Genomic DNA, 24,909 nt, shown 5'->3' with positions numbered 1-24,909 from the left:
GGCCATGGGCGCGCCGCCCCGCGTCGGCTATAGGGATGCCATGAGCAAAGCCAGAAAGAACGGAACGCCCCAGGACCGTCACTACGCGCGGCTGCGGCGCGCGCATCGCCGCGGCACGGGCAGTGCGCGGTCCACGGACCCCGGCGCGCCGCCGCCGGAAGGCGTGGTCCGCCTTTACGGGCTGCACACGGTCCGCGCGGCGCTCGACAATCCTGCGCGCCGCATCCACCGCATGCTGGTGACCCGCAACGCCGCCGGCCGGCTTGAGCTCGACGATCTTGCCGCCCTGCCCTTCCCGGCCGAACTGGTCGAGCCGCGCGCCATCGACATGCTAACCGGCTCCGACGCGGTCCATCAGGGCGTCCTCATCGAAGCGGATGCCCTTGCCGCAAAGCCGCTTTCGGCGCTTGGGGAGGCCGCGCTCGTTCTGGTACTCGACCAGGTGACCGACCCGCACAATGTCGGCGCCATCATGCGCTCAGCGGTCGCCTTCGGCGCCGAGGCGCTGGTGACGACGGCGCGCCACAGCCCAGCCGAATCAGGCGTGCTCGCCAAGGCGGCCTCCGGCGCGCTCGAACACATCAACCACATCGTGGTGCGCAATCTGGCCGACGCGCTTTCCGACCTCCATGCCGCGGGTTTCCACACCGTAGGCCTCGATTCGGAGGCGGGGCAGCCGCTGGAGCGGGCGCTGGAGGGCCGCAGGCTCGCTTTGGTCCTCGGCGCGGAGGGCAAGGGCCTCAGGCAGAAGACACGCCAGACCGTGCGCATGCTGGCCCAGCTCGACATGCCCGGCGCCATCCGCTCCCTCAATGTGTCCAACGCGGCGGCCGTGGCGCTCTACGTGGCCCGCCGCTTCCTCGATGGCTCGGGGCAGCCCTGAAGGCGGCTCACATGGCCGGCCCAGACGCCTGCCGGTGCCGAGCCGCCTGTCAGAAATATTTGCCCCAGAGACAGCGCGGCGGCCGGCATGATTCCACCCCTGAATTCATTAAACCTGCCCCTCTGGGATTGATCGAGATTTGAACAGGCCCCATCTTCGCGAAGGCGTTTTACTTGGCTGGCGATTGTGCTATCGCGTGCTGGCCATGCCCTTGTAGCTCAGTTGGTAGAGCACCTGATTTGTAATCAGGGGGTCGCGGGTTCGAGTCCTGCCGGGGGCACCACGCTTTGCAGATTCGCATCTGCATGCTACCGGTTGGCATCCGCGAAACCGAACCGCCAGCCCGACATGAACAAGCCGTCCTCGCTCGCCCTCGCCTTCGTCTCGGCGGACACGGAGGATGCCCGCAATGCTGCCGCCCGGCTTTCCGCGCTCTATGGCCAGGAGCGGCCGGAGGACGCGGATGTGATCGTCGCGCTCGGCGGCGACGGCTTCATGCTGCAGACCCTCCACGCCACCATGGGCACAGGCAAGAAGATCTACGGCATGAATCGCGGCACGGTCGGGTTCCTGATGAACGAGTATCACGAACAGGACCTTCGCCGCCGCGTCGCGGAGGCCATTCCGGAGACCATCCGCCCGCTGGAGATGGAAGCGACGGACGCTTCCGGCAGGACGAGCAAGGCGCTCGCCATCAACGAGGTCTCCCTCCTGCGCCAGTCCTATCAGGCGGCCAAGATCCGAATCGCCATCGATGGCAAGGTCCGGTTGGAGGAACTGATCTGCGACGGCGTTATGGTGGCGACGCCCGCTGGCTCCACCGCCTACAACCTCTCGGCGCACGGGCCGATCCTTCCGCTGGACGCGCCGCTCCTGGCGCTCACGCCGGTAAGTCCGTTCCGCCCGCGGCGCTGGCGCGGCGCGCTCCTGCCCAACCGGTCGACGGTGGAGCTCGTCATCCTTGAGGCCGACAAGCGGCCCGTGAACGCCGTGGCCGACCACACGGAAATCAAGTCGGTCACAAGGGTTCAGGTGCGCGAATCGCGCGATCTGACGGCGACGATCCTCTTCGACGCCAGCCATTCCTGGGATGAAAGGATTCTTGCGGAACAATTCCGTTACTAGCGCAAATCCGGGAAAAGCGGTTACAGGCTTTCCCCCCGGAATTGCGCAACTATATTCCTTCAGTGTTTCTGCCAAACACTCAATCCAGCGGCGTCCCAGCCGGCGAAAGGCTGGGCGGGCAAGGTAACATCCCCGCAGGATGCCCATGTTATTGTTGACATTGGCCGCACCAGGCTCTAGGCCCCAAACCCGGGTCGAGTTTCCGCTCGGCCACTCGCGGCATGTGCGGCCACCGCATAGAGCAGTTTGAAGACAGCCACTCAGTGTCAGACATTCAGGAACCCGCACAGCAAGCTGTGACTTTCTCGGACCTCGGCCTGTCGCCGAAGGTTCTTTCGGCCGTGGCCGATGCCGGCTACACCACGCCCACCCCCATCCAGGCGGGCGCGATTCCGCATGCGCTTGCAGGCAAGGACGTCCTGGGCATCGCCCAGACAGGCACCGGCAAGACCGCCTCCTTCGTGCTTCCCATGCTCACGCGGCTCGAACGGGGCCGAGCGCGCGCCCGCATGCCGCGCACACTCATTCTGGAGCCGACGCGGGAGCTTGCCGCGCAAGTGGAGGAAAATTTCGCGCGCTACGGCAAGAATCACCGCCTCAACATCGCGCTCCTCATCGGCGGCGTGTCCTTCGAGGATCAGGAGCGCAAGCTCGAGCGGGGGGCCGACGTGCTGATCGCGACGCCCGGCCGCCTGCTCGACCATTTCGAGCGGGGCAAGCTGCTTCTCACCGGCGTCGAGATTCTGGTCATCGACGAGGCCGACCGGATGCTCGACATGGGCTTCATCCCGGACATCGAGCGCATCTGCAAGCTCATCCCCTTCACGCGGCAGACGCTGTTCTTCTCCGCCACCATGCCGCCGGAGATTACTAAGCTTACAGAGCAGTTCCTGCAGGCGCCCGTGCGTGTCGAGGTGGCGAGGCCCGCAACCACCGCCGCCAACATCGAGCAGTTCCTGGTAAAGTCGGGCTCGAAGCCCTGGGCGAAGCGCGCGCGGCTGCGTGAACTCATCCGCGCGGAAGGTGAAGGGCTCAGCAACGCCATCATCTTCTGCAACCGCAAGACAGAGGTCTCGACGCTCTTCCGCTCGCTCGTGCGTCACGAGTTCGACGCCGGCGCGCTCCATGGCGACATGGACCAGCGCGCGCGTATGACCATGCTGGAAAATTTCCGGCGCGGAAAGCTGAAGCTGCTCGTCGCCTCTGATGTCGCCGCCCGTGGCCTCGATATTCCGGACGTGAGCCACGTCTTCAACTTCGATGTTCCGACCCACTCGGAGGACTATGTCCACCGCATCGGCCGTACCGGCCGCGCCGGCCGTTCGGGCAAGGCGTTCACCCTCGTCACTCACGCCGACCGTAAATATGTGGAAGGCATCGAGAAGCTGATCGGACAGAAGATCCCCTGGCTCGACGGCGATCTCTCCACCCTCGGCGAGGAGGATGAAGAACGCGAAAAGCCAAGGCGCGGGCGCGAGAGAGGCAGAAAGCCCGAAGGGCGCAAGCGCCGGGAGGAAGGCCGGGCCGAGGAGGTCCCCGCGCCTGCCAAGGCTCAGGAAGGCCGGAAGGAAAGCCGCCGCCCCGGCAAGGAGGCTGGTGCGCACAAGAAACCGGACAGGAAACCCGAGCGGCACCTGGAGCCCGAGTCGGAAACGGTCATCGGCTTCGGTGACGCCATCCCCGATTTCATGAAGGTGCCCGGCAAGGCCTGACGGCCTTTCGCCTGCGTCTGACGGGCTTTCGGAAGCTGTCGGCTTACGCCGTGGCGATATAGGTCCGGATTTCCTCCGCCTCGCGCTCCACCTCTTCGATACGGCGTTTGACGACGTCGCCGATGGAGACGATTCCCGCGAGGCGCCCGTCCTTCTCCACAGGCAGATGGCGGAAGCGGCCCTCCGTCATGATCTGCATCACCTCATTGACAGTGTGGCTTTCCCGGCAGACCTGCACGCGTGCGGTCATCACCGCTGAAACCGGTTTTTCCAGCACTTCAGCCCCTTCCCTGCCGATGGCGCGCACGATGTCGCGTTCGGAAAGAATGCCGCTGATGCGGTCATCGTCCACGGTGACGACCAGCGCGCCAATGCGGTGTTCGGCAAGCAGGGACACCGCCTCGCGCAGCGTCCTGCTGGCCGCGATCGTAACCACATCGCGGCCCTTGGCATCGAGAATGGCCTTGACTGTCATGGCGACCTCCTGTCTCACAGCCGCCCCGACCTCCCCCTTCAAAAGCCGGATGTTGCGCCGGAGTGCGAAACTTTGCAAGCAGGCTCAGCTGCCGCTCTCCGGCTGCTGCCGCGGCGAACGGTCGAAAACGGGCAGGGCGAGAAACCCGGCCAGGAACCCGCCGATATGCGCCTCCCAGGCGATGCTGGGCGTGCCGCCGGTCCCGGAACCAAGGCCCACCACCAGGTTCACCACGAACCAGACGGCCAGGAAAACCACCGTCATGCGCGAGCGGAACACGATTGGCACCGGCAGCACAGGTCCCGCAAAGCCCGGCCGTCGCGCGCTGCGATCGATGCGGAAGGCGAAGCGCGCCGCCGCTCCCATCATGCCGGAGATGGCGCCGGACGCCCCCACCAGCGGCACCGGGTCCGAAGGATGAAGCACAAAGTGGAGAAGCACCGCCGCAAGCGCGGTGGCCGCCCAAAAGAAGATGAAGCGGGCCGTGCCGATCCGATTGGCGAGCGGCGAGCCGAATGCCGCCATCCAGATCATGTTGACGGCAAGATGCATCGCACTCCCGTGCAGGAACGCATAAGTGAACGGGCTTGCAAAAGCGGAGGCGTCCAGCGGATAGCCGCCCGTAAAGCGCAGGGGCACGAAGGCAAAATGCAGGATTACCCAAGCATCCGCCGCGGGACTCAGGAGATAGAGCCGCGCCAAATGCACGAGGATGCACAGGCCGATGATGGCCGTCACGATTCCGGAAAGATTGAAGAAGGGCTCGCGCGCCGGAGCCTGTCCGCCCTGCGGCTGTTCCTGGGTGGCGCTGTCGTGGTCGGTCATGACATCCTGCGGATCGGCTTGCTGCAGCCTGCGGTATCAGACCTCACGAAAAAACAGAAGCCGCCCAGCGTTCCCGCTGGACGGCTTCCCGGTCGAGTCCCCGCCTCCTCCCCGGTCGAGTCCCCCGCCTCTGCCACTGGCTAGGCAAGGGCCATGCCAACTTCGGACCGCGGGAGCAGGATCACTGCAAAATGCTTTCAAGTCAGTCGTTTAGGCGATTTACCGCTTCTTTACCCCAACAAACCCTTCCCGTGCACAAACCCATAACGGGACTGGCACGCCTCCTGCTTCTCCTCCAAACAGACGGAAGGAGCGCGGCTCCCGTCCAGATTTGGGACAGGACAAGGCAGGGAAAGTGAGAGCGGCAGGCATGAATCGGGACGGCACCATGGCTTTGTTCCAATATTGGAACAGGCTGCGTGGCAGCCGCCTTGCTCCGCGGCGTACCGAAATAGAACCCGCCGACATCAAGGGGCTTCTCGCCGACACGTTCATTCTGGAACGCGGGATGCGCGGCGAACCCGTCTTCCGGCTTGCCGGCACGCGCATCTGCGCCACCTACGGCAAGGAATTGCGCGGCCTTGTCTTCCCTTCGCTCTGGGCGGCAAGGGATCAGGCCCTTGTGAGCCGCCTCGTCTCCCAAGCGCTGGAGGAATCGACGGTCGCCGTCATCACCTTCGAGGGAAAGAGCCGCGACGGCCGGCTGAACCGCTTTGAGCTGCTCATCCTGCCGCTCGACGGCGGCAGGGAAGGCGCGCGGGCGCTCGGCACCATCCAGCCCTTCATGAAGCCCTACTGGCTGGGTGCCGATCCGATCGTGGAAAACCGGGTGGAAAGCTTCCGGATGCTCGATCCCGACCGCGAAGCGCCCTTCGTTTCCCTCCGCCACGGCATGCCGGTGCCGCCCCTGTCGCCCAGCAAGCAGGAATTGTCGGCCCGCCTCGACGGCTTCGGGCGGCGGATCCGCCACCTCGTCGTCCTGCAGGGCGGGCGGCGCGACCCGTAACTTACCCGTTTTTTAACGTTTCCCGCCTAATTCGCGGATTCATCCGGCGCTTGAGCGGCAGCCGGAGGGGCGGGCACGATGACGGTTTCGGTGGCAACACATCCCATGCCGATGCGGGGCTCTGAGAGGCGGCGTTTTCAGCGGGTAAAGGTCACGCTTTACGGCCGCTACATGCTGCAAGACCACTCCGAGCATCCCTGCCGGGTCATCGACATGTCGCCCGGCGGCGTGGCCCTCCTTGCGCAGCGCACGGGCAGCCCCGGCGAGCGCGTAGTGGCCTATCTGGACCATGTCGGACGGATCGAGGGCCGGATCGCGCGCCTTTTCGACGGCGGCTTCGCCATGACGATCAACGCGTCGGACCGCAAGCGGGACAAGCTCGCGGCGCAGCTCACCTGGCTTGCCAACCGGCACGAGCTCAATCTGTCCGAGGACCGGCGGCACGAGCGAATCACACCCCGCAATCAGGTCGCGACCATCCACATCCCCGGCGAAGGCCGCTATCCCTGCCGGATCGTGGACCTCTCGCTCTCCGGCGCCGCCGTGGAGACGGAGATCAAGCCCGAGGTGGGATCGCAGGTCTTCCTCGGCCCCTTGCGCAGCATGGTTGTGCGTCATTTCGACGGCGGAATCGCCGTCGAATTCGCCGTCGTTCAGGAGCAGAGCACGCTGCTTTCCACCTTTTCCTGATAAGCCGCCCAGGGCCACAGGTAGGTGCGGCGCGCAGGTTGCTTAGCGCAGTTCAAGAAAAGCGGATACCGGTTCTTCCGTCTGGATTGGGAAACTTGGACCCTTTCAGTGGCGTCATGAAGCACCGAAAGGATCCTCAAAAGGATCAGTCGTCGCGATAGATCTTCTCGCGCCGCTCGTGACGTTCCTGCGCCTCGATCGACAGCGTGGCGATGGGACGCGCATCCAAGCGTTTCAAGGAAATGGGCTCCCCCGTTTCCTCGCAATAGCCGTAGGTGCCATCTTCCAGGCGCTGCAGCGCCGCATCGATCTTCGCGATCAGCTTGCGTTGACGGTCGCGCGCCCTGAGCTCGATCGCCCGGTCGGTCTCCGAGGAGGCGCGGTCAGCGAGATCGGGATGATTCGCGCTTTCACGCTGCAATGCTTCCAGAGTCTCGCGTGCCTCCTTCAGGATTTCGTTCTTCCACCTGATGAGTTTGTTGCGAAAATAAGCCCGCTGACGCTCGTTCATAAACGGCTCGTCTTCGGAGGGCACATAGTCGGCATCGAGGACTTCGGACATGGACCTACCCCACAACTTGCCAGCGGCGCCTATATATTCGTGCGCGACAACGCCGACAAGCATAAACGGCATTCAAATAACATAATTGTCAAAAGCACAAAGACTCTTCCGCTCCTCGCCGCAAGTCCGGACGATTTCAGGCTTTTCTGCGCCGTCGGGCCGCCGCCGGCCATTGAGCGGCCGGATTTTGCGCCGCGCGGCCGACAGGGTAACATCGGCTCCGGCAGGCTGCGGGATTCGGGAGGATGTCATGCACCGGCTCTATCTCTTGCGGCACGCCGAGGCATCGAGAACACGGCCCGGCGAGAGCGACGTGGACCGCCCGCTTACCGAGCGTGGCCTCAGCTCCGCTGCCGCCTTGGGCCGGCTGATGCGCGCCCAGGGCCATGTGCCCGCCTTCGTCTTCTGCTCGACCGCCTTGCGCGCACGCCAAACCTGGGATGCGGTCGCCGCGAGCCTTGCCGATCTCGCCCCCGAGACGCTGCACCTGCCGGAGCTCTATCGCGGTGACGCCGGCGACTACCGTGTCATCCTCGCCACCGCGCCGACGGAGGATTCGGTTCTCCTCGTCGGGCACAATCCGGCGATCGCGGAGCTTGCCTCGCAGCTTGCGGCTGGCGGCGAAGCCGGCGCGCTTGCGGCGATGCACGCGGGCTTCCCGCCCGGCGCGCTCGCCGTGTTCGAGGTGGCCGAGCCCTGGTGGGGACTTGCCCCGCGCTGTGCGACCCTTGCGGCCTTTATCCCCCCGCAGGCATGAAGCCGTCTAGGAGTTTCATCAGCGCAGTCCATCGCCTATTGGTTTCATCATCACCTGCCATTGCCTATATGCGGGTAGCGCAACGGATTGAGGATTTCTGGCATTGCCATCGCTGACCACGCTTGCCGACGAGGCGCTGATCGCACTCGACACAATGGCGGATCGCGCCACGGCACTGTGGTCGCCCTCGCTGCGGCTTGGCGTTACCGGTCTCTCGCGCGCGGGCAAGACGGTCTTCATCTCCGCGCTCGTCCACAATCTGGTGCATGGTGGCCGCCTGCCGCTCTTCGAGGCGCAGGCCTCGGGCCGCATAGCCAAGGCCTATCTGGAGCACCAGCCGGACGATAACGTGCCGCGCTTCCAGTATGAGGATCACATTGCCGATCTGGTGGACCGCCGCGTCTGGCCGGCTTCCACCCGCGCCGTTTCCGAGCTCAGGCTCACCATCGAGTACGAATCGGCCTCCGCCTGGGGGCGGATGTTCTCACGCGGCAGGCTTTCCATTGACATCGTCGATTATCCCGGCGAATGGCTGCTCGACCTGCCTCTCCTCGGCAAGAACTACGAAATATTCAGCCGCGAGGCGATGGAGCTTGCCGATCTTCCCGTCCGCCGCGACGTATCCGGCGCCTGGCGCGAGCTTGCCGCCAGCGTCGATCCAGACGCCGACGCGGACGAAGTACTGGCGCAGCGCCTCGCCGAACGGTTCACCGCCTATCTGAGGGCCTGCAAGGAGGATGGGCGCGCGCTGTCCACCCTGCCTCCCGGACGTTTTCTCATGCCGGGCGATCTCGAGGGCTCCCCTGCCCTCACCTTCGCGCCGCTGCCCATACCGGACGGGCGCAAGACCCGCCCCGGTTCCATGCGTGCCCTGATGGAGCGGCGCTTCGAGGCCTATAAGACCCACGTCATCAAGCCGTTCTTCCGCGAGCACATCGCCCGCCTCGACCGGCAGATCGTCCTTATCGACGCCATGCAGGCCATCAATGCGGGGCCTGCATCGGTGGCCGATCTGGAGCGGGCGCTCACGGAAATCCTGGCCTGCTTCCGACCGGGACGCGGCAATCTGCTCACCGGCCTCGTCTCTCGCAAGATCGACCGCATTCTGATTGCCGCCACCAAGGCCGATCATGTCCACCATGAAGGCCACGACCGGCTGCAGGCAATCGTGCGCAGGCTTGCCGAGCGCGCCATCGCGCGGGCCGACTTCTCTGGCGCCACCGTCGATGTGGTCGCCATGGCGGCGGTGCGGGCGACACGTGAAGGAGAAGTCACGCGCGGGGGCCAGCGCCTGCCGGTGATCATCGGCACGCCGCTTGCCGGTGAAACCATCGGCTCGGAGACGTTCGACGGCGAGACGGAAACGGCGATCTTCCCCGGCGACCTGCCGGAGAGCCCCTCCGCCCTGTTCCGGAAAGACGCGCCCCCTCCCTCCGGCGACGCTGCCATTCGGTTCGTGCGCTTCCGCCCGCCGAAGCTGGAACGCACGGCGGAGGGCGTAACCCTCTCCCTCCCCCACATCCGGCTCGACCGCGCCTTGCAGTTCCTCCTTGGAGACAGGCTCTCATGAGCGATTCGCGCCAACCGGCCGCCTTCCCGGTCAAGCAGCCGCCGCAGCCCGCACCGGAGACCCGGAAGGAGCCGCCGCTACGCAGGCCCCAGGCCGTGAGGATCGACGAGACGGTGTCGATCACGCCGGCCGAGCTCGACATATTCGACCAGCAGGAAACGGTTGTCGCCCCGCCTCCGCCTGCCGTTCCGCGCAGGAAGCGATTCCGGCTCGGCACCATCTTTTTCACGTCGGTGGGCCTCATCCTTTCCCTGGCCGCTGGGCTCTGGGCTGACCGGTTCATCCGCGATCTGTTCGCGCGCGCCGACTGGCTCGGCTGGCTGGGAACCTTGCTCGTCGCCGCCGCCGCGCTCGCCGCTCTCATCGTCATCGGGCGCGAGCTGTTCGCCCTCGCCCGGCTTGCCTCCGTGGACAAAATGCGGCGGCGCGCCGATGACGCCCATGAGCGGGACGACGCCGGCGCGGCCCGCGCATTGGTGGCGGACCTTTCCGCCCTGCTCGCCAGTCATCCCGATACGGCCGCCGGACGGCGGCGGCTCGAAGAGCTGAAGGACGATGTGATCGACGCCCGCGATCTCCTGGGCATCGCCGAGAAGGAGCTCCTCGCTCCCATCGACCGGCGCGCGCGCAAGCTCGTGCTCGATGCGGCCAAGCGCGTTTCCGTGGTAACGGCGGTCAGCCCCCGGGCGCTGATGGATGTCGGCTATGTGATGTTCGAGGCCACCCGCCTCGTGCGCCGCCTCTCGGAGCTTTACTGCGGAAGGCCGGGCTTCCTCGGCTTCTTCCGCCTGGCGCGCAACGTTCTGGCGCATCTGGCCGTGACCGGCTCCATGGCCATGGGCGAGACGCTGGTGCAGCAGCTCGTCGGGCACGGCATCGCAGCCAGGCTTTCTGCGCGCCTCGGCGAAGGTGTGGTCAACGGCATGATGACGGCGCGAATCGGCATTGCCGCCATCGACGCGATTCGGCCGCTCGCTTTCCGCGCCGTCGAGCGGCCCGGCATGGGCGACTTCCTCAAGGCCCTGGCTCAGTTCACCGCAAAAGCCGAAGGTGGGTCCGCCGGAAAGGCCTGATGATCCTGGCTTACAGCGGGCGGAAATTTTCCGCCTGCCGCACCGGCGACGAGTGGTTGGTTATAAAGCTTTAACCAAAATTCCTCATGCTTCGGCATTATCGGAACGTACGGTGTTCGGTTCCATGTGCCATCTCCCGCTGAGACTAGCGATCCTTTCGGCTGCCGCGCTCGCCGCGGGAAGCTCGGTTCCCGCCGCCGCATATGATCGCGACCTGGCCTTTTTCGAGCGCGTGGCCGGCCGTTGGTCGGGCGCCGGCGAGATCGTCGCGGGCAAGTACAAGGGCACGAAATTCGTCTGCGATTTCGACGGTTCCGCGCGCGAGGACGGCGTCGGCATGGCCCTCGACGGCGGCTGCCGGGTCGGCCTGTTCAATCAACCGATGTCGGCCAGCATCGAGCGGGCTCAATCCGGTTTTCGCGGCACGTTCATGGATGGCGCCGCGGGCAACGGGCTCGATGTGGTCGGCGGCGTGGTGAAAGACCAGTACGCCGTCTTCGCCATTCACCGCAACGAGCTAACAGGCGCCATGCGCGCTCAGCTTGACGGCCCCGACACCATGGCGGTGACGATCTCCGTCCATGTCGAGGACGAGCTCGTGCCCGTCATCGGCGTCACCCTCAAGCGCACCGAGCCCAGTGCCGTCAGCTCGGTTAGGCGGGACTAAGCAATTTCACGAAAAGCGGTTGCCGGTTTTCCGTCCAAAACAGGGAAAATCAAAACTTAGCGCACCCGGCTTTTCATAACGCCTGCTCCTGCATTGTCCACCACCCGCCACCGGCGCGGACCCGTTCGATCCCCGAGGCGTCGAGCCGCAAGAGGTGATCGCTTATCGCCCTGCCCTCCAGCCTCAATTCCGGCGCGATCTCGGAAAGCGGCACCAGTACGAAGGCCCGCTCCAGCATGCGCGGATGGGGAACCTGCAGATCCCTCTCCTCGATCCGCTCCTCATCATAGAGCAGAAGATCGATGTCGATCACGCGCGGCCCCCAGCGCTCGTGGCGCTCACGCTTCAGCGCACTTTCGGTTGCAAGGCACAGTTGGAGCAATTCATGCGCCGAAAGCGTGGTGTCGATTTCCGCCACCGCGTTCAGGAAATCGGGCTGATCCACGACGCCCCAGGGCGGCGTGCGATAGATCGAGGAAACCTGCAGCACCGAAACCCGCTCATCCTCATTGAGCGCGCGCAGGGCTGCCGCCATCGCCTTCGCGGGCTCGCCGATGTTGCCGCCAAGGCAGAGGAACGCCCGGCTCTTACTGTGGCCAGACAACGGTCACCTCCACATAATCGAGCACGCCCTGCACCGGCGCCCCCGGCTTGCGGATGGTGATGGAGGCACGCGCGATCTGCGGAAAACGGCGGGTCAGCGCCTTGGCCACTTCCAGCGCCAGCGATTCGATCAGAAATCGCCGCTTGCCGGTGATGATCTCCTGAATGACAGAGAAAGCCTCTCCGTAATCCACCGTGCCTTCGATGGAATCCTTGACCAGTGCCTCGCCCGGGTCCACCGTCAGCTCCGCATCCACATAGAACCGCTGCCCGAGCGCCCCCTCTTCCTCGTAAACGCCGTGGCGCGCGAAGAAGGCGCAGTTCTTCATCCGGATCACATACATCGGTCTCGTCACCTCCGGCCCCGTGCCTCTCACGCTGTCCCGGCGAGCTCCGCTCGGCAGGCAGCTAGATCTGCTTTAATCCCGCGCGCGTTCGGCCGCCAGAAGGGCGTCGGCGATTCGCAGGGCGTCCCTGTTGGCTGCCACGTCGTGGACGCGGAAGATGGCCGCCCCCTTCATCCTCAAAAGGGCGCTCGTCGCCGCCGTGCCGACGTCGCGGTCTGCCACATCCCGGCCCGTGAAATGCCCGATGAAGCGCTTGCGCGAGGTGCCGACCAGGAACGGAAATCCGAGATCGGCCAGTTCCGTGAAGCGCGCTATGATCTCCATATTCTCCCCCGGATCCTTGGCAAAGCCGAATCCGGGATCAAGCATGATCTGCTCGTCCGGCACACCTGCCGCACGCGCGATCTCGATCGCGCCGCGCAGAAAGGCGAACTGGTCCTCAATGACGTCAGGCAGCTTCTGCCGCTCCCGGCCGGTATGCATCAGCACGAGCCCCGCCCCGGTCGCGGCCGCAATCTCGGCTATGCCCGCATCCTTCCTGAGCCCCCAGACGTCGTTGACGATGTGCGCGCCCGCCGAAACCGCGAGCCGCGCCGTCTCGGCGCGATAGGTATCAATGGAAAGAAGAACATCCGTCTCCTTCGCCAGCGCCTCGATGACGGGCAGCACCCGTGCTTGCTCCTCCGCCGCCGCGATGGGCGCAGCGCCGGGGCGGGTCGATTCGCCGCCCACATCGACGATCGCCGCCCCCTCCTCTATCATCGCCCGGGCGGCTGCCACCGCGCCTTCCACGGACGTGTACCGACCGCCGTCCGAAAAGCTGTCAGGCGTGACGTTGAGCACGCCCATGATGAGCGCCTCGGCGCCCAGTTCGAGCTCACGGCCATGGGCGAGCCTCCACCGCCTAACCTGCATCCCGCGTCGTCCTTCCCGCTTGTTTTTCTTCTGCAGCCGCACTCTTCTGCGGCGGCCTTAGGGCAAAATCAATTACATTTGCGAAACCTGCGAGCGACACATCCGTTGCCCGTTTCCGGCTTTTCCATTGCGCCGGACTGAAGCTTGCCGCAATCTGTCGGCACAGGAGGTTTCCATGCGACGCGCCGCCCTCGCCCTTATCGTCCTTGGTGCCTTCCTGGCGCCTTCGGCCGCCGCGACCCTTTCCAAGACCTACAGCTACTTTCCCATCCGCGGAAAAACGCTGACGGAAATCGAGCGCCAGCTACAGGCGCGCGGCCCCCGGCTCGACAGCACGGGCCAGAGGCATCCCGGCGCCACCAACCTGGAGTTCAACACGCGCGTGCAATATGGCGAAAGCCGCGGGCGCTGCGTGGTGGCCGATGCTCGGGTCTCCGTCACGGCGAAGGTGACCCTGCCGAACTGGCGCGACCGGGCACGGGCCGAGCATGACGTGCGGATTATCTGGGACACGCTCGCCCGCGACATCAGGCGCCACGAGGAAAGCCATCTCGTAATCGCCAAGACGCATGCGCGTATGCTCGAAGATGAGCTCAAGAGCCTGCCATGGCGGCGAGATTGCCGCAGGCTCGTTCGGGACGTCGAGCGGACGAGCGCTAGGATCCTTGCAACGCATGACGAAGCTCAGGAGCGGTTCGACCGCGTCGAAGCCATTAATTTCGAAAGCCGGATCATGCGGCTTCTGCGCTACCGCCTCGAACAGATCGAGGCCGGACGGCTTGAGCCTTAACTTTACCCTGCGACGCCCAGCTTCTTCTGCAGGCTCGTCGAGGACGTGGTGTACTGGAAGACCACGCGCTGATCCGGGTGGACAATGCGCTTGGCCGCCTGTGCCATCAGCGCCGCCTCGTGGAAGCCCGAAAGGATCAGCTTCAGCTTCCCCGGATAGTGGTTGATGTCGCCGATGGCGAAGATGCCGGGCTCGGAAGTTTCAAATTTTTCAGTATCTACCGGGATCAGGTTCTCGTGGAGGTTGAGCCCCCAATTCGCGATGGGCCCGAGCTTCATGGTCAGGCCGAAGAAAGGCAGAAGCCGCGTGCAGGCGATCTCCACCTCCCCGTCCGGCCCCTTGACCCTCGCACCTGTAAGCTGGCCGTCCTCTCCCGTCAGCGCGGTCACCTGCCCGATCTGGAAGGTGAGCTTGCCTTCGTCCCTCAGCGCCAGCATCTTGTTCACGCTGTCAGGCGCGGCGCGGAACTCGGGCCTGCGGTGCACGAGCGTCAGCCGGCGTGCGATGGGCTGCAGGTTCAGCGTCCAGTCCAGCGCGGAGTCGCCGCCGCCGACGATGAGCAGGTCCTCGTCGCGGAACTCCTCCATGCGCCGCACGGCATAAAAGACGCTCTTGCCCTCGAAGGCCTCGATGCCCGGTATGGGCGGGCGCTTCGGCTGGAAGGAGCCACCGCCTGCGGCGATCACCACCACCTTCGCCTCGAAGACCTCCCCTTCGTCGGTCGTCACCCGGAAGGAGCCGTCCTCCAGGCGTTCGAGGGCGCACACCATGCGGTTGAAGGTGAATTGCGGCTGAAAGGGCTTGATCTGCTCCATCAGCCGGTCCACCAGTTCCTGGCCGGAGATCACCGGCCATGCGGGAATGTCGTAGATCGGCTTTTCCGGGTAGAGTTCGGCGCATTGGCCGCCCGGCCGGTCGAGGATGTCGATGAGGTGGCATTTGAGATCGAGCAGGCCGAGCTCGAACACGGCGAACAGGCCCACCGGGCCTGCCCCGACGATCACCACGTCCGTTCTGGTCACCTGTGTCATCCCCGGCCCACCTTCTCCTGCGATATAGGTAAGGATCGATGTAACGTCGCCCTACGCCTGACGTTCGGGCACCGTCACCACCAGCCCGTCCAGCTCGTCGCGCACGCGGATCTGACAGGACAGCCGGGAATTGGGCCGCACGTCGTAGGCGAAATCGAGCATATCCTCTTCCATGGCCTCTGGCGCACCCACCGTGTCGGTCCATTCCTCGTCCACATAGACATGGCAGGTCGCGCAGGCGCACGCGCCGCCGCATTCGGCCTCGATTCCGGGGACGCCGTTGCGGATGGCGTTCTCCATGACGGTCGAGCCGTTTTCGGCTTCCACATCGTAACGCGTTCCGTCGGGAGCAATGAAGGTAATTCTGGTCATGAGACGGCCCTGGCGGGGGCGCGGCAGGCCGCGCCGGCAAAGAAGATCGGCTCTGCCGGAGATAATCGCTGTGCGCGGCGTGTCAACAGAGGTGATGCGGGGCTTATCATCGCACGTGCCGGGCGATGAATGCCGCCGTTTCCTCGATGAGTTCGAGAAGCCGCTTCGCCGCGGCGTCGGAAGATGGCGCGGCTTCCAGCCGGGACGCCCCCTCCGCGAGCGCGAAGGCACCCAGGGCGCGCGCGGATCCCGCAAGCCGGTGCGCCAGCTGGCGCCGCTCGTCCTCGTCCGCTTCGGCAAGACCGGCGCGTACGGCATTCATCTGTTCGTCGAAAAGCGCCATAACATCGCGTCTGAGGCTTTCATCACCCATGGTCTGCCGTTCGAGATGAGCAAGATCCAGCGGTGCCTTCTTCTCCTCAACGGCCGGTCCGCCGTATCCCTCATCCATCATGCGGCGCCCCCCGTCCCGCAGTGAAACACGCAAGGGCTTGTAGCCCGGATCAATGGCGTTAAAATCTAATTTACGCGTGTGCACAAGCGGTTAACGGCGGGGCGGCAATGCCCTCGCATGAGCCAGCAACACGTTAACCTTATATTTAAACTTTTGGATATCGCCGCGAAGACGTATTTTCAGCACAAGCCTGTGCCACTACGATACGATTTGGCGAGGTACGGGTGTAAGCGGGCCAGGAGGCGCTGTCCTTCTAGGCCCGAAAAACAGGGTAGCGGCGGTATGGCGCGTAGCAGTGTATCCACCAAGAAGACGTTCACGGACGATTTCGCAAAAGAGCTCGAGGAAGCACTTGAGCTAGAAACGGCCGCTCTTGCCGCGGAAAGCGGCGACCTGGACATCGCCGCTTCGATGGAGGAACTTGAGGCGCAGATAGCGATGGCGGCCGAAGAGCTTGCGCGCGAGGGGCAGCAGGACCGCGTCGAAGACGAAGCGGCAGAAAGCCCCGCCGTCTCCTCGGTCGAAGCCCCTGCCGCCTTGGCCGATGCCGAAGCCAGCGCTGCCGCGGAAAAGGATGGGCCCCATCTGGCGGAGCCACCGCTTGCGGAAACCGAACCTTCCCGTTTCGACAAGACGGGCCGCGACGGAAATCTGCATCGCGCGGAAACCGCTCCCAGCAGCTCATCCGTCCTCCTGCCCGCAAATGACGACAGGCAGGGCGAATATCACGTCTTTGCAGGCAAGCTTGAACAGCGCCCCCCCAACACGATCTACTGGATTGCCGCCGTCCTGTCGGTGGCTTGGATCGTGGGTGGGCTTGGCGTTGCCCATCTCCTCTACGGCACGCAGATTTGGCAGGCCAGCTCTCTCGGCGGGCTTCTGACGGCGCCTGGCGCTGTCGGCGTGGTGTTGGGCATCATCTTGCCGGTGCTCCTCTTCTGGGGCTTTGCTGTCATGATCCGCCGCGCCCAGGAGATGCGTCTTGCAGCGCGCCACATGACGGAGGCCGCCTTCCGCCTTATCGAACCCGAGAACATTGCCCGCGACCGCATAATGATGGTCGGACAGGCGGTTCGCCGCGAGGTCCAGGCGATGGGCGAAGGCATCGAGCGGACGCTCGCGCGCGCCGTCGAGCTCGAAACCCTGGTGCATACCGAGGTCAACGAGCTGGAGCGCGCCTACTCGGAGAACGAGGCCCGCATCCGCCTTCTTGTCGATACCCTCGGCGCCGAGCGCGAGGGCATCGTCGGCCATGCGGAGCGCGTGCGCGCCTCCATCACCGGGGCTCACGAGGTCATCAAGCAGGAGCTCGATGCGGCCGGAGAGCAGATCCGGCTCAGCGTCGACAGCGCCGCCGAACGGTTCATGGCCAATCTCGGCCGCTCCGGCGAAGCGCTTGTCGCGCGGCTCAACGACGCGGGTGAAGCCGTCAGCAAGTCAGTGCAGGAGCGCGTCGAGACCCTTTCCAGCCAGCTTGCCTCTTCCGGCGAAACGCTGGCGGGCCTGCTCGATTCACGCATTGCCACGCTCGACACTTCGGGCGAAGCCTTCATCCAGCGCCTGAGCAGTTCGAGCGAGATGGCAAGCCGCCTTCTCGACGAGCGCATCGGCGACCTGTCGCAGCGCATCACAACCTCCGGCGACGGAATCGCCGCCCTTATCGATACCCGCATTGCGGCCCTCACCGAGCAGGCCGATCAGGCCACCCGTTCTTTGGACCAGATGCTGGAGGCGCGCAGCCTTGGCCTCGTCAGCTCCGTGAGCGAGGCTACGGAGCGGCTCAACGCGCTGTTCGCCGACCGCATGAGCGAGATCGAACGGACGCTCTCGGAGCGCGGCAACGCGCTCATTTCGGAATTCTCCACCCGCGCTGAAGCGCTCGACACCGGTATCGAACGGCTGGAATCGGCGCTCGAAGCGCGTGCGCGCAGCATCAACGATTCACTGGTGGAGCGGGCGCGCGAGATCGCGGACACCTTCGCGCGCGGCCGCGAGGAGGTTTCCTCCGTCATCGAAGCGGGCAAGAACACCATCGACGGGGAACTCTCCGACCTGGTCGCCTCCACCTCCATCATGCTGCAGAGCCGGGCCGACGAGTTCGCCGCCCGCCTGCGCGAGAGCCATGCCGAACTGGACGCCAAGCTCGATGGCGGCCTGGAGCGTTTCGCATCCCTGCAGGAGCGCATGGATGCCGCCGTCCAGAACCAGATCAGCGTCTTCAACGAAAATCAGGACAGGCTCGCCAATCTTCTCGAGGACGATGTCCGCAAGCTCGATGAGCTCCATGCCAGCTTCGAAACTCGCATCAAGGGGCAGATCGAAAAGCTTATCGAGACGCGCTCCAGCTTCGCCGCCGCTCTGGACGAGGACATCGCCAAGATCGGCGAGCGCCGCGAGGAGCTGACATCCGCCATCCGTGCCGACATCGAACGGGTCAACGAGGCCTTCGCCACCCATTCGGGCGTGATCGAGGAGCGGACGCGCACCATGGAGCGTGCTCTGGCGTCGGGTGTCGACAATGTGCGTCACACGCTCGAAAACAGCGCGATCGTGATCGCCGGAGCCCTGCGCGACAAGGTCATGGAGGCCACCGGCTCGCTGAGCGAGGAAACTGCGAAAGTCCTCGATGGCGTGGAAGAGCGCATCAGCAACCGCGTCGCGCAGGTGGCCGAAACGCTCAACGCCCAGGTCGACAGGATCGACAGCAGCTTCGACGGCGTGGACGAGCGCCTGGCCGAGCGCGTCGCGAGCGTGGCCGCCGCACTCGGCGAACAGATCGATCGCATCGATCTGTCCTTCGACGGCGCGGCAAACCGTATCACCGAACATGTGGAAAGCGCCGCCCGGAACCTGGGCGAGCGCGTAAACGAGCTCGACCGCACCTTCGACAGCGCGGCGGATCGCATTGCGGCCCGTGCCGAATACGTCCAGAAGGGCTTCGACGAGCTTGACCACCGCATTGCCGAGCGCATTGCCGAATCCGCCCGGATGCTCAGCAGCAGGGCCGAAAATGTCGCCCACACCTTCGAGGAGGTGGACAACCGCATTTCGGCGCGCATCGCCGAGGCCGCGGAGATGCTCGGAGCCCGCGCCGAAGGCGTGGCCCGCACCTTCGAGGAGGTCGACCACCGCATCATCGCGCGCACGCATCAGACGTCGGCCGAGCTCGACGCACGTGCTCAGGCCATCACCGAAAAGCTGGGCGAGATCGAAAGCCGCCTGAAGTCGGCGGCAGGTTCAACGGCGGCAGCCATCCTCGGCGGCATGATGGAGGTCGAAAAGCGCCTGGGCGAGAGTGCCGACCGCACGAAGGCCATGCTGGAAACGGGCATTGGCGACATGGAAGAGCGGCTGAAGCTGGGCGCGGAACAGGCCGCCCACCACGTCAGCCAGCAGCTTTCGCGCACGCAGGCCGAGCTGGTATCCACCGCGGATACGATCGGCCAGACCTTCGCGCAGATCAACGAGCACATCTCCAGCCGCACCGGCGAGACCGTGCGCACGCTGGAGGAGCGCACGCGCGAGCTCAATGCCGTCCTGGCCAGCAGGACCTCGGAGATCGCACGCATCCTGGACGAAACCGCCCGCCCGCTGGTCGAGCGCTTCGAAGCCAGCGGCGGCGAGCTGCAGCGGGAGATTGCTGCCGTCACTCAGGAGGCCGCCGGGCGTCTGCAGCAGGAGAACGCCGCCCTCATCAACGCCCTGGCAAGCCGCACGGCCGACACGCTCAGCGCCATCGAGCGCGCCCGGGGCAGCCTCGTGAACGAGGTGAACGAGCTGCTCGGCCGGCTGGATTCGTCGGGCGACCGGCTGAGCCAGTTCGTGGAGGTTGCCGCGCAGAATCTCTCCGAGGTCGACGAGAAGCTTTCCGGCACCACCCGCGAATTTGCCGAGAAGGCGGAAAAGGCGGCGGAGAGCCTTGCCAATTCGGCAAGTCTCATCAATGCGAATTCCGGGCGCCTCACCGATTTCTCGGAGCGCACCCTGCGGGAGGTTTCGGCCATCGCCAGCCGCTTCGAGGATCACAGCAGGCTGCTCGAAGAAGCCTCCGAACTTCTGGAGAAGGCACAGTCTCGCCTCACCTCCACGCTCGACGGACGCCAGCAGGCCCTTGCCGAGCTCGCCAGCGGGCTGGTCGAGAAGTCGGAGCAGGTCGAGCGCATCATGCACTCGTTCGAGCATCTGGTCTCCGGCGCTCTCAAGAACGCCGAGGGGCGCACGCGCCAGTCGATCGAATCCATCCGCGACGCCATCAATCAGGTCGTGGAGGTGGCGACCAGCCGCTTCTCCGGCGCGACGGAAGATCTGCGTCGCACGGCCGCCGAAATCCGCAACGAGCTGGAAGAGACGCGCGCCGACATGAAGCGCGGCATCGTCGAGCTGCCGGAAGAGGCGCGGCAATCCACCACCGCCATGCGCAGGGCCATCACGGAGCAGATCAACGCGCTCAAGGAACTATCGGAGATCGTTGCAAAATCCGGCCGTCTCCACGATGTGGGAATGAGCGTCGCAGCTCCAGAAGCGCCGCTCGAGCGACCGCGCGGCCCGGCGGCGGCGGCCGCCAACCCCGGCGCGCAGGTGGCCGTGCTGCCGCGTGCCGCGGAACGGCCGCGCGCGGAGGGTGCCGTGCAGCCCCCACGGTCGCAGCCTGCCCCGATCGATCGCCGCGGAAGCGAACCCAGCGGGAATGGCGGATGGATCCGCGATCTCCTGCGCAGCGCCTCCCGCGAGGACGATGAGACCGTCACAGCCCCCGCCTCCGCCACCAAGGGCGGCGACCGGTCGGCCCTGCATGTGGTGGAATCGCTAAACTCGCTTTCGGTCGACATCGCCCGTGCGATCGACCACGAAGCCTCCGTCGAGCTCTGGGAGCGCTACCGCCGCGGTGAGCGCAACGTGTTCACCCGCAGGCTTTACACGCTCAAGGGTCAGCAGACCTTCGACGAGATCCAGCGCAAGTACCGGGCCGACGCCGAGTTCCGCAAGGCCGTGGACCAGTACTGCCGCGATTTCGAGAGGCTTCTGGCCGATGTCTCGCGCTCAGACCGAGACAACATCATGAGCCAGACCTATCTCACCTCCGATACCGGCAAGGTCTACACAATGCTCGCGCATGCGAGCGGCCGTCTGAGCTGAGGCTGAAGACACGAGACGGGCATTCTCTCCCCGACCGCAGCCGATCATCAAAGCCCCGGCCTTGTGCCGGGGTTTTGATTCGCCCGAACGGAACCCTTTTCACCGGGCAGGCCAATGAACTTCCCTCAAACCGGCCAGGCGCCAAACACTCACGTGCTTAAATCACATTCCCAACTTCCGCTCCCAATGGTCCCGTCCATCCGGGCCAGCTTTCCGCGTGGTTTTTTTGCCCTCCGTTTACCAATCGTTGGTTTGTGAAGAGCTGCACAAGGGCCTATACACCTGCTTGCAAACGACTCGGCTACAATGCAATCTGAAGTGGGAAGAAACCGGGGGTCGCATGCATCGTGGCCGCGAAAAGCTGGTCCGGCTAACCCAGACCGAAATTATCGAGGCGATGAACGAGCCAGGCAGCGTCGAGGACGCCATCTTCCTCCTGCGCGACAGCCTCGAGCTCAAGCACGTAACGTTCCACATGAACGTTTCGCGCGCCGGGCCGATCAATTATCCGTTTGTGCGCACAACCACGCCGGAGTGGATATTCCGCTACATGCTCATGAACTACGTGAGTATCGATCCTGTCGTGCGCGCCGGGTTCAGCGCGACCGAACCTTTCGGCTGGCACGAGATCCAGATGAACGAGCGCGAAAAGGCGGTCATAACCGATTCGCAGGCCCATGGCGTCGGTGCGCATGGCCATTGTTTCCCGACCGTCGACCGGTTCTCCCGTCGCTCGATCCTTTCGATCAGCGGGGATGGGTCGCTTGAAGGCTGGTTGAGCTTCATTGAGCAGAATTTCAGCTTTCTCCGGCAAGCCGCTCAATTGATTCACGAAAAGGCTCTGGCTGAGCTCTCCCTTTCGATTGCCGCCCCGGCCCTTGCGCCGCGCGAGGCCGAGTGCCTGCTGTGGACCGCGCGCGGAAAGGACTCCAAGGCCATCGCGGCCATCCTGGAAATCTCCGAATACACGGTGCGCAGCTATCTCCGCACGGCCCGGCAGAAACTGGAATGCCGGACGCTCTCACAGGCCGTCGCCAAGGCCATCCAGCAGGGGCTTATCGACCCCTGAAGCGCCGCCATCGCCTCACGGCACGAGGAGGATGCCCGTTGCCTGAGCTTCCTATGGCTGGCGGGAAGCCTTCGCCTCATGGCGATTTGGTTCGAGATAAAGGGATTGGCGAGAGCCGCAGTCGGGATAGGTCGAGTCAAGCCCGCCGGAACTGAGCCAAACCTGTCCCTCCGGACCTCCCTCCAGCGTCCGGTCGCCTCATGTTCGCGGCGCCGGGCCGGTGTCCCCGAACAAGGCTTTCACCCCAAGGCCGGCAGGTCGCCGCGCGCCCACTCCTCCTGGATTTCGGCCACCCGTTCCTTGAACCGCCCCTGCTCTATCGCCGCGCGGATATCGGCCATGAGGCTCTGGTAGTAGGCCAGATTGTTCCAGGTAAGCAGCATGCCGCCCAGCGCCTCGCCGGACTTGACCAGATGATGCAGATAGGCGCGCGAATAGTCGCGCGCGGCCGGACAATCGCTCTCCTCGTCCAGCGGGCGGGGATCGTCGGCATGGCGCGCGTTCTTCAGGTTGATCTTGCCGCGCCGCGTGAAGGCCAGGCCATGGCGGCCCGCGCGTGTCGGCATAACACAGTCGAACATGTCGATGCCGCGAGCCACGGACTTCAGAATGTCATCCGGCGTGCCGACGCCCATAAGATAGCGCGGCTTGTCCGCGGGCAGTGCCGGGCAGGTCGCCTCCAGAATCTCCAGCATCACGGCCTGCGGCTCGCCCACCGCCAGGCCGCCCACGGCATAGCCCTTGAGTTCCATGGCCGCCAGCGCCTCCGCCGAGCGCAGGCGCAGATGCACCTTGTCGCCGCCCTGCACGATCCCGAACATCGCTTTGCCGGGCTGGTCGCCGAAGGCCGTCTTGCAGCGCTCTGCCCAGCGCAGCGACAGCTCCATGGCCCGTTCGATCTCCCGCTCGGGCGCCGGCAGCGCGATGCACTCGTCGAGCTGCATCTGAATGTCGGCGTCGAGCAGCCCCTGGATTTCGATGGAGCGCTCCGGCGACATGTGGTGCACCTTGCCGTCCACGTGGGAACGGAAGGTCACGCCGTCCTCCCTGATCTTGCGCAGGGCCGCAAGCGACATCACCTGGAAGCCGCCCGAATCGGTGAGGATCGGATAGGGCCAGCGGGCAAACTCATGCAGCCCGCCCAGACTGGCCACGCGCTCGGCCCCGGGCCTCAGCATCAGATGATAGGTGTTGCCGAGGATGATGTCGGTTCCCAGCGCGCGCACCTGGTCCATATACATGGCCTTAACCGTGCCCGCCGTTCCCACGGGCATGAAGGCCGGCGTGCGGATGGTGCCGCGCGGCATGGTGATTTCCCCGCGCCGTGCCAGCCCGTCCGTGGCCAGCACGCGGAATGTAAAATGATCGCTCACCATTCTTCCCTGAAAAGCAGGCTGGCGTCGCCATAGGAATAGAAGCGATAGCCGCCTTCAATCGCGTGGCGGTAGGCGGCCTTCATGGTTTCAAGGCCGCTGAAGGCCGAAACCAGCATGAAAAGCGTCGAGCGCGGCAGGTGGAAATTCGTCATGAGGATGTCCACCGCCCTGAACCGATAGCCGGGCACGATGAAGATGTCCGTTTCGCCCGACCATGCCGCGATCCGACCCGAAGCATCGGTCGCGCTTTCAAGAAGCCGGAGCGAGGTGGTGCCGACGGAAACGATGCGCCCTCCCCGCGCCCGCACCCCGTTGAGCGCGTCGGCGGTCTCCGCGTCCACCTCCCCCCATTCCGCGTGCATCTTGTGGGCTTCCGTATCCTCAGCCTTCACCGGCAGGAACGTCCCCGCCCCCACATGTAGCGTCACGAACTGCCGCTCGATTCCGGCGGCATCGAGCGCCTGAAACAGCTCCGGCGTGAAATGCAGCCCCGCCGTGGGGGCGGCGACCGCCCCCTCCTCGCGCGCGAAGATCGTCTGGTAGTCGGTCCGGTCGCGGTCGTCGTCCATGCGTCTGGACGCGATATAGGGCGGCAGGGGAACGCGCCCCGCCGCGGCGATCGCCTCGTCCAGCACGGGCCCGGAAAGGTCGAAGACGAGCAGCGCCTCGCCGCCCTCGCCCTTTTCCGCCACGGTCGCTTCCAGCGAGCCGAGCAGACACACCCGCGCGTCGTGGCCGAATTGAATACGCTCGCCCACCTCGACGCGTTTGGCAGGCCGCAGAAAGGCCTTCCAGCGGTCCGGGCCGGCACGCATGTGTAACGTCGCGTCGATCTGCGCGATGGACCCGCCGCGCCTGCGAAAACCGGAAAGGCGCGCTGGGATCACCTTCGTATCGTTGAACACCAGCGCATCGCCAGGCCGCAGGAACTCCGGCAAATCGCGCACCGTGCGGTCCTCGAAAGTCCCTCCCGGGCGGACCACGAGCATCCGCGCCGAATCGCGCGGGCTTGCAGGCCTCAGCGCAATCCGGTCTTCCGGCAGCTCGAAATCGAACAGATCGACCCGCATGGCTTGCCCTATGGCCCGGAGCAGATCAGAGCCCAGGCGCCCGCGCCGGGAATTTTCAGGGTCCCGGCCATTGCCATGTCTCTGCCTTCCGTCGCGGAAAAAAGGCGAAGCTCCGCCAACACGCGTTCGACATTCGGATCGGTGAAATCGACCCGCATCTCGTCTTCCGTGGCAAAAGCCTGCCCGACAGCCATCACCTCGTCCCCTTCCCGGTTGAGCCCCAGGCTCCTGCCGCCCGCCTCGATCTCGGCGCCAACCACCGCCAATACCGGAAGGCTGCCGATGGTGAGGCTCAGCCGCGCGCCCTCATCCGCGGAGGCGCACTCGACCGTGCCGGAGGCGAAGGCGGGCAGCGAGCCAAGAGACAACAGAAGGAATGCGGCGGCGAAACGCTTCATGGT

At 65.2% G+C, this 24,909-nt stretch carries 24 protein-coding genes and 1 tRNA gene; 13 read left to right on the top strand and 12 right to left on the bottom strand.

Translation table 11 applies throughout. The features are described 5' to 3' along the window. Positions 1–40: 40 nt before the first annotated feature. From NYR54_RS11790 to NYR54_RS11775, 4 genes are all read left to right on the top strand, one after another. Positions 41–883: a TrmH family RNA methyltransferase gene (locus NYR54_RS11790; protein ID WP_261515861.1), complete on the top strand. Its 843-nt coding sequence runs from the start codon at positions 41–43 to the stop codon at positions 881–883. A gap of 207 nt (positions 884–1,090) precedes the next feature. Beyond that, positions 1,091–1,166: transfer RNA gene (locus NYR54_RS11785), tRNA-Thr, on the top strand. Positions 1,167–1,231: 65 nt separating this feature from the next. Beyond that, entirely contained in the window at positions 1,232–2,008 is a 777-nt protein-coding gene (locus NYR54_RS11780; RefSeq protein ID WP_261515860.1) for an NAD kinase, read from the top strand. Between the two features lie 296 nt (positions 2,009–2,304). Further along, the gene (locus NYR54_RS11775) at positions 2,305–3,720 is read left to right on the top strand and encodes a DEAD/DEAH box helicase (protein WP_261515859.1); all 1,416 of its coding nucleotides are present in this window, start codon (positions 2,305–2,307) and stop codon (positions 3,718–3,720) included. A gap of 43 nt (positions 3,721–3,763) precedes the next feature. Here the strand turns inward: NYR54_RS11775 and NYR54_RS11770 are convergent, their stop codons facing one another. Both NYR54_RS11770 and NYR54_RS11765 read right to left on the bottom strand, forming a co-directional pair. Next, positions 3,764–4,195 (bottom strand): CBS domain-containing protein, encoded by a 432-nt coding sequence (locus tag NYR54_RS11770; RefSeq protein WP_261515858.1) that lies wholly within the window; start codon positions 4,193–4,195, stop codon positions 3,764–3,766. A gap of 84 nt (positions 4,196–4,279) precedes the next feature. Further along, positions 4,280–5,020: a rhomboid family intramembrane serine protease gene (locus NYR54_RS11765; protein WP_261515857.1), complete on the bottom strand. Its 741-nt coding sequence runs from the start codon at positions 5,018–5,020 to the stop codon at positions 4,280–4,282. Positions 5,021–5,390: 370 nt separating this feature from the next. Here NYR54_RS11765 and NYR54_RS11760 point away from each other — a divergent pair, with 370 nt between their 5' ends. Beyond that, positions 5,391–6,026: a PAS domain-containing protein gene (locus NYR54_RS11760; RefSeq protein WP_261515856.1), complete on the top strand. Its 636-nt coding sequence runs from the start codon at positions 5,391–5,393 to the stop codon at positions 6,024–6,026. 78 nt (positions 6,027–6,104) lie between these two features. Then, the gene (locus NYR54_RS11755) at positions 6,105–6,716 is read left to right on the top strand and encodes a PilZ domain-containing protein (RefSeq protein ID WP_261515855.1); all 612 of its coding nucleotides are present in this window, start codon (positions 6,105–6,107) and stop codon (positions 6,714–6,716) included. Between the two features lie 145 nt (positions 6,717–6,861). On the opposite strand, the gene dksA is transcribed toward NYR54_RS11755, so the two are convergent. Beyond that, on the bottom strand, positions 6,862–7,278 hold the full coding sequence (gene dksA / locus NYR54_RS11750) for an RNA polymerase-binding protein DksA (protein ID WP_261515854.1): 417 nt from the start codon (positions 7,276–7,278) through the stop codon (positions 6,862–6,864). Positions 7,279–7,528: 250 nt separating this feature from the next. Here dksA and NYR54_RS11745 point away from each other — a divergent pair, with 250 nt between their 5' ends. The 4 genes from NYR54_RS11745 to NYR54_RS11730 all read left to right on the top strand — a co-directional run bounded on the left by NYR54_RS11745 (position 7,529) and on the right by NYR54_RS11730 (position 11,345). After that, entirely contained in the window at positions 7,529–8,035 is a 507-nt protein-coding gene (locus NYR54_RS11745; protein WP_261515853.1) for a SixA phosphatase family protein, read from the top strand. 103 nt (positions 8,036–8,138) lie between these two features. Next, positions 8,139–9,605, top strand: a complete 1,467-nt coding sequence (locus NYR54_RS11740) for a YcjX family GTP-binding protein (RefSeq protein ID WP_261515852.1) — start codon at positions 8,139–8,141, stop codon at positions 9,603–9,605. Continuing rightward, the gene (locus NYR54_RS11735; protein WP_261515851.1) at positions 9,602–10,678 is read left to right on the top strand and encodes a YcjF family protein; all 1,077 of its coding nucleotides are present in this window, start codon (positions 9,602–9,604) and stop codon (positions 10,676–10,678) included. The genes NYR54_RS11740 and NYR54_RS11735 overlap by 4 nt, the downstream gene beginning before the upstream one ends. A gap of 112 nt (positions 10,679–10,790) precedes the next feature. Beyond that, entirely contained in the window at positions 10,791–11,345 is a 555-nt protein-coding gene (locus tag NYR54_RS11730) for a hypothetical protein (protein WP_261515850.1), read from the top strand. 73 nt (positions 11,346–11,418) lie between these two features. Here the strand turns inward: NYR54_RS11730 and folK are convergent, their stop codons facing one another. The 3 genes from folK to folP all read right to left on the bottom strand — a co-directional run bounded on the left by folK (position 11,419) and on the right by folP (position 13,210). Then, the gene (gene folK / locus NYR54_RS11725) at positions 11,419–11,949 is read right to left on the bottom strand and encodes a 2-amino-4-hydroxy-6-hydroxymethyldihydropteridine diphosphokinase (protein ID WP_261515849.1); all 531 of its coding nucleotides are present in this window, start codon (positions 11,947–11,949) and stop codon (positions 11,419–11,421) included. Then, positions 11,933–12,292 (bottom strand): dihydroneopterin aldolase, encoded by a 360-nt coding sequence (gene folB / locus NYR54_RS11720; RefSeq protein WP_261515848.1) that lies wholly within the window; start codon positions 12,290–12,292, stop codon positions 11,933–11,935. Before folB ends, folK begins: the two co-directional genes overlap by 17 nt. 75 nt (positions 12,293–12,367) lie before the next feature. Beyond that, positions 12,368–13,210: a dihydropteroate synthase gene (folP, locus tag NYR54_RS11715; RefSeq protein WP_261515847.1), complete on the bottom strand. Its 843-nt coding sequence runs from the start codon at positions 13,208–13,210 to the stop codon at positions 12,368–12,370. Positions 13,211–13,385: 175 nt separating this feature from the next. Between folP and NYR54_RS11710 the strand changes: the two genes are divergently transcribed. Continuing rightward, positions 13,386–14,000 (top strand): DUF922 domain-containing Zn-dependent protease, encoded by a 615-nt coding sequence (locus NYR54_RS11710; protein ID WP_261515846.1) that lies wholly within the window; start codon positions 13,386–13,388, stop codon positions 13,998–14,000. Positions 14,001–14,002: 2 nt separating this feature from the next. On the opposite strand, the gene NYR54_RS11705 is transcribed toward NYR54_RS11710, so the two are convergent. The 3 genes from NYR54_RS11705 to NYR54_RS11695 all read right to left on the bottom strand — a co-directional run bounded on the left by NYR54_RS11705 (position 14,003) and on the right by NYR54_RS11695 (position 15,857). Beyond that, entirely contained in the window at positions 14,003–15,031 is a 1,029-nt protein-coding gene (locus tag NYR54_RS11705; protein ID WP_261515845.1) for an NAD(P)/FAD-dependent oxidoreductase, read from the bottom strand. A 51-nt stretch (positions 15,032–15,082) separates the two neighbouring features. Beyond that, positions 15,083–15,403: a (2Fe-2S)-binding protein gene (locus tag NYR54_RS11700; RefSeq protein WP_261515844.1), complete on the bottom strand. Its 321-nt coding sequence runs from the start codon at positions 15,401–15,403 to the stop codon at positions 15,083–15,085. A gap of 106 nt (positions 15,404–15,509) precedes the next feature. Beyond that, positions 15,510–15,857, bottom strand: coding sequence for an Hpt domain-containing protein (locus tag NYR54_RS11695; protein WP_261515843.1), 348 nt, complete (start codon positions 15,855–15,857; stop codon positions 15,510–15,512). A gap of 282 nt (positions 15,858–16,139) precedes the next feature. On the opposite strand from NYR54_RS11695, the gene NYR54_RS11690 reads away from it, so the two are divergent. Both NYR54_RS11690 and NYR54_RS11685 read left to right on the top strand, forming a co-directional pair. Further along, positions 16,140–20,993, top strand: a complete 4,854-nt coding sequence (locus tag NYR54_RS11690) for an apolipoprotein A-IV repeat region-like domain-containing protein (protein ID WP_261515842.1) — start codon at positions 16,140–16,142, stop codon at positions 20,991–20,993. Positions 20,994–21,210: 217 nt separating this feature from the next. Next, positions 21,211–22,062 carry a helix-turn-helix transcriptional regulator gene (locus NYR54_RS11685; protein ID WP_261515841.1) on the top strand — a complete coding sequence of 284 codons (852 nt, stop codon included), beginning with the start codon at positions 21,211–21,213 and terminating at the stop codon, positions 22,060–22,062. Positions 22,063–22,301: 239 nt separating this feature from the next. Here the strand turns inward: NYR54_RS11685 and tgt are convergent, their stop codons facing one another. The 3 genes from tgt to NYR54_RS11670 are packed head-to-tail and all read right to left on the bottom strand — an operon-like array spanning position 22,302 to position 24,906. After that, positions 22,302–23,435: a tRNA guanosine(34) transglycosylase Tgt gene (gene tgt / locus NYR54_RS11680; RefSeq protein WP_261515840.1), complete on the bottom strand. Its 1,134-nt coding sequence runs from the start codon at positions 23,433–23,435 to the stop codon at positions 22,302–22,304. Then, positions 23,432–24,508 (bottom strand): tRNA preQ1(34) S-adenosylmethionine ribosyltransferase-isomerase QueA, encoded by a 1,077-nt coding sequence (gene queA / locus NYR54_RS11675; RefSeq protein WP_261515839.1) that lies wholly within the window; start codon positions 24,506–24,508, stop codon positions 23,432–23,434. Before queA ends, tgt begins: the two co-directional genes overlap by 4 nt. An 8-nt stretch (positions 24,509–24,516) precedes the next feature. Then, a complete protein-coding gene (locus tag NYR54_RS11670; RefSeq protein WP_261515838.1) occupies positions 24,517–24,906 on the bottom strand; it encodes a hypothetical protein in 390 nt (129 codons plus the stop codon). Positions 24,907–24,909: the final 3 nt, after the last annotated feature.

The organism is Chelativorans petroleitrophicus (assembly GCF_025398195.1).
GTDB lineage: Bacteria > Pseudomonadota > Alphaproteobacteria > Rhizobiales > Rhizobiaceae > Chelativorans > Chelativorans petroleitrophicus.
This window is presented reverse-complemented; position numbering and strand designations above follow the sequence as displayed.

Bases quoted from the DNA above. Each gene is read 5' to 3' on its own strand.
- NYR54_RS11790 (WP_261515861.1), top strand. From the start codon at position 41: ATGAGCAAAGCCAGAAAGAACGGAACGCCCCAGGACCGTCACTACGCG.
- NYR54_RS11780 (WP_261515860.1), top strand. From the start codon at position 1,232: ATGAACAAGCCGTCCTCGCTCGCCCTCGCCTTCGTCTCGGCGGACACG.
- NYR54_RS11770 (WP_261515858.1), bottom strand. From the start codon at position 4,195: ATGACAGTCAAGGCCATTCTCGATGCCAAGGGCCGCGATGTGGTTACG.
- NYR54_RS11765 (WP_261515857.1), bottom strand. From the start codon at position 5,020: ATGACCGACCACGACAGCGCCACCCAGGAACAGCCGCAGGGCGGACAG.
- NYR54_RS11760 (WP_261515856.1), top strand. From the start codon at position 5,391: ATGAATCGGGACGGCACCATGGCTTTGTTCCAATATTGGAACAGGCTG.
- NYR54_RS11755 (WP_261515855.1), top strand. From the start codon at position 6,105: ATGACGGTTTCGGTGGCAACACATCCCATGCCGATGCGGGGCTCTGAG.
- dksA (WP_261515854.1), bottom strand. From the start codon at position 7,278: ATGTCCGAAGTCCTCGATGCCGACTATGTGCCCTCCGAAGACGAGCCG.
- NYR54_RS11745 (WP_261515853.1), top strand. From the start codon at position 7,529: ATGCACCGGCTCTATCTCTTGCGGCACGCCGAGGCATCGAGAACACGG.
- NYR54_RS11735 (WP_261515851.1), top strand. From the start codon at position 9,602: ATGAGCGATTCGCGCCAACCGGCCGCCTTCCCGGTCAAGCAGCCGCCG.
- folB (WP_261515848.1), bottom strand. From the start codon at position 12,292: ATGTATGTGATCCGGATGAAGAACTGCGCCTTCTTCGCGCGCCACGGC.
- folP (WP_261515847.1), bottom strand. From the start codon at position 13,210: ATGCAGGTTAGGCGGTGGAGGCTCGCCCATGGCCGTGAGCTCGAACTG.
- NYR54_RS11710 (WP_261515846.1), top strand. From the start codon at position 13,386: ATGCGACGCGCCGCCCTCGCCCTTATCGTCCTTGGTGCCTTCCTGGCG.
- NYR54_RS11705 (WP_261515845.1), bottom strand. From the start codon at position 15,031: ATGACACAGGTGACCAGAACGGACGTGGTGATCGTCGGGGCAGGCCCG.
- NYR54_RS11700 (WP_261515844.1), bottom strand. From the start codon at position 15,403: ATGACCAGAATTACCTTCATTGCTCCCGACGGAACGCGTTACGATGTG.
- NYR54_RS11695 (WP_261515843.1), bottom strand. From the start codon at position 15,857: ATGATGGATGAGGGATACGGCGGACCGGCCGTTGAGGAGAAGAAGGCA.
- NYR54_RS11690 (WP_261515842.1), top strand. From the start codon at position 16,140: ATGGCGCGTAGCAGTGTATCCACCAAGAAGACGTTCACGGACGATTTC.
- queA (WP_261515839.1), bottom strand. From the start codon at position 24,508: ATGCGGGTCGATCTGTTCGATTTCGAGCTGCCGGAAGACCGGATTGCG.
- NYR54_RS11670 (WP_261515838.1), bottom strand. From the start codon at position 24,906: ATGAAGCGTTTCGCCGCCGCATTCCTTCTGTTGTCTCTTGGCTCGCTG.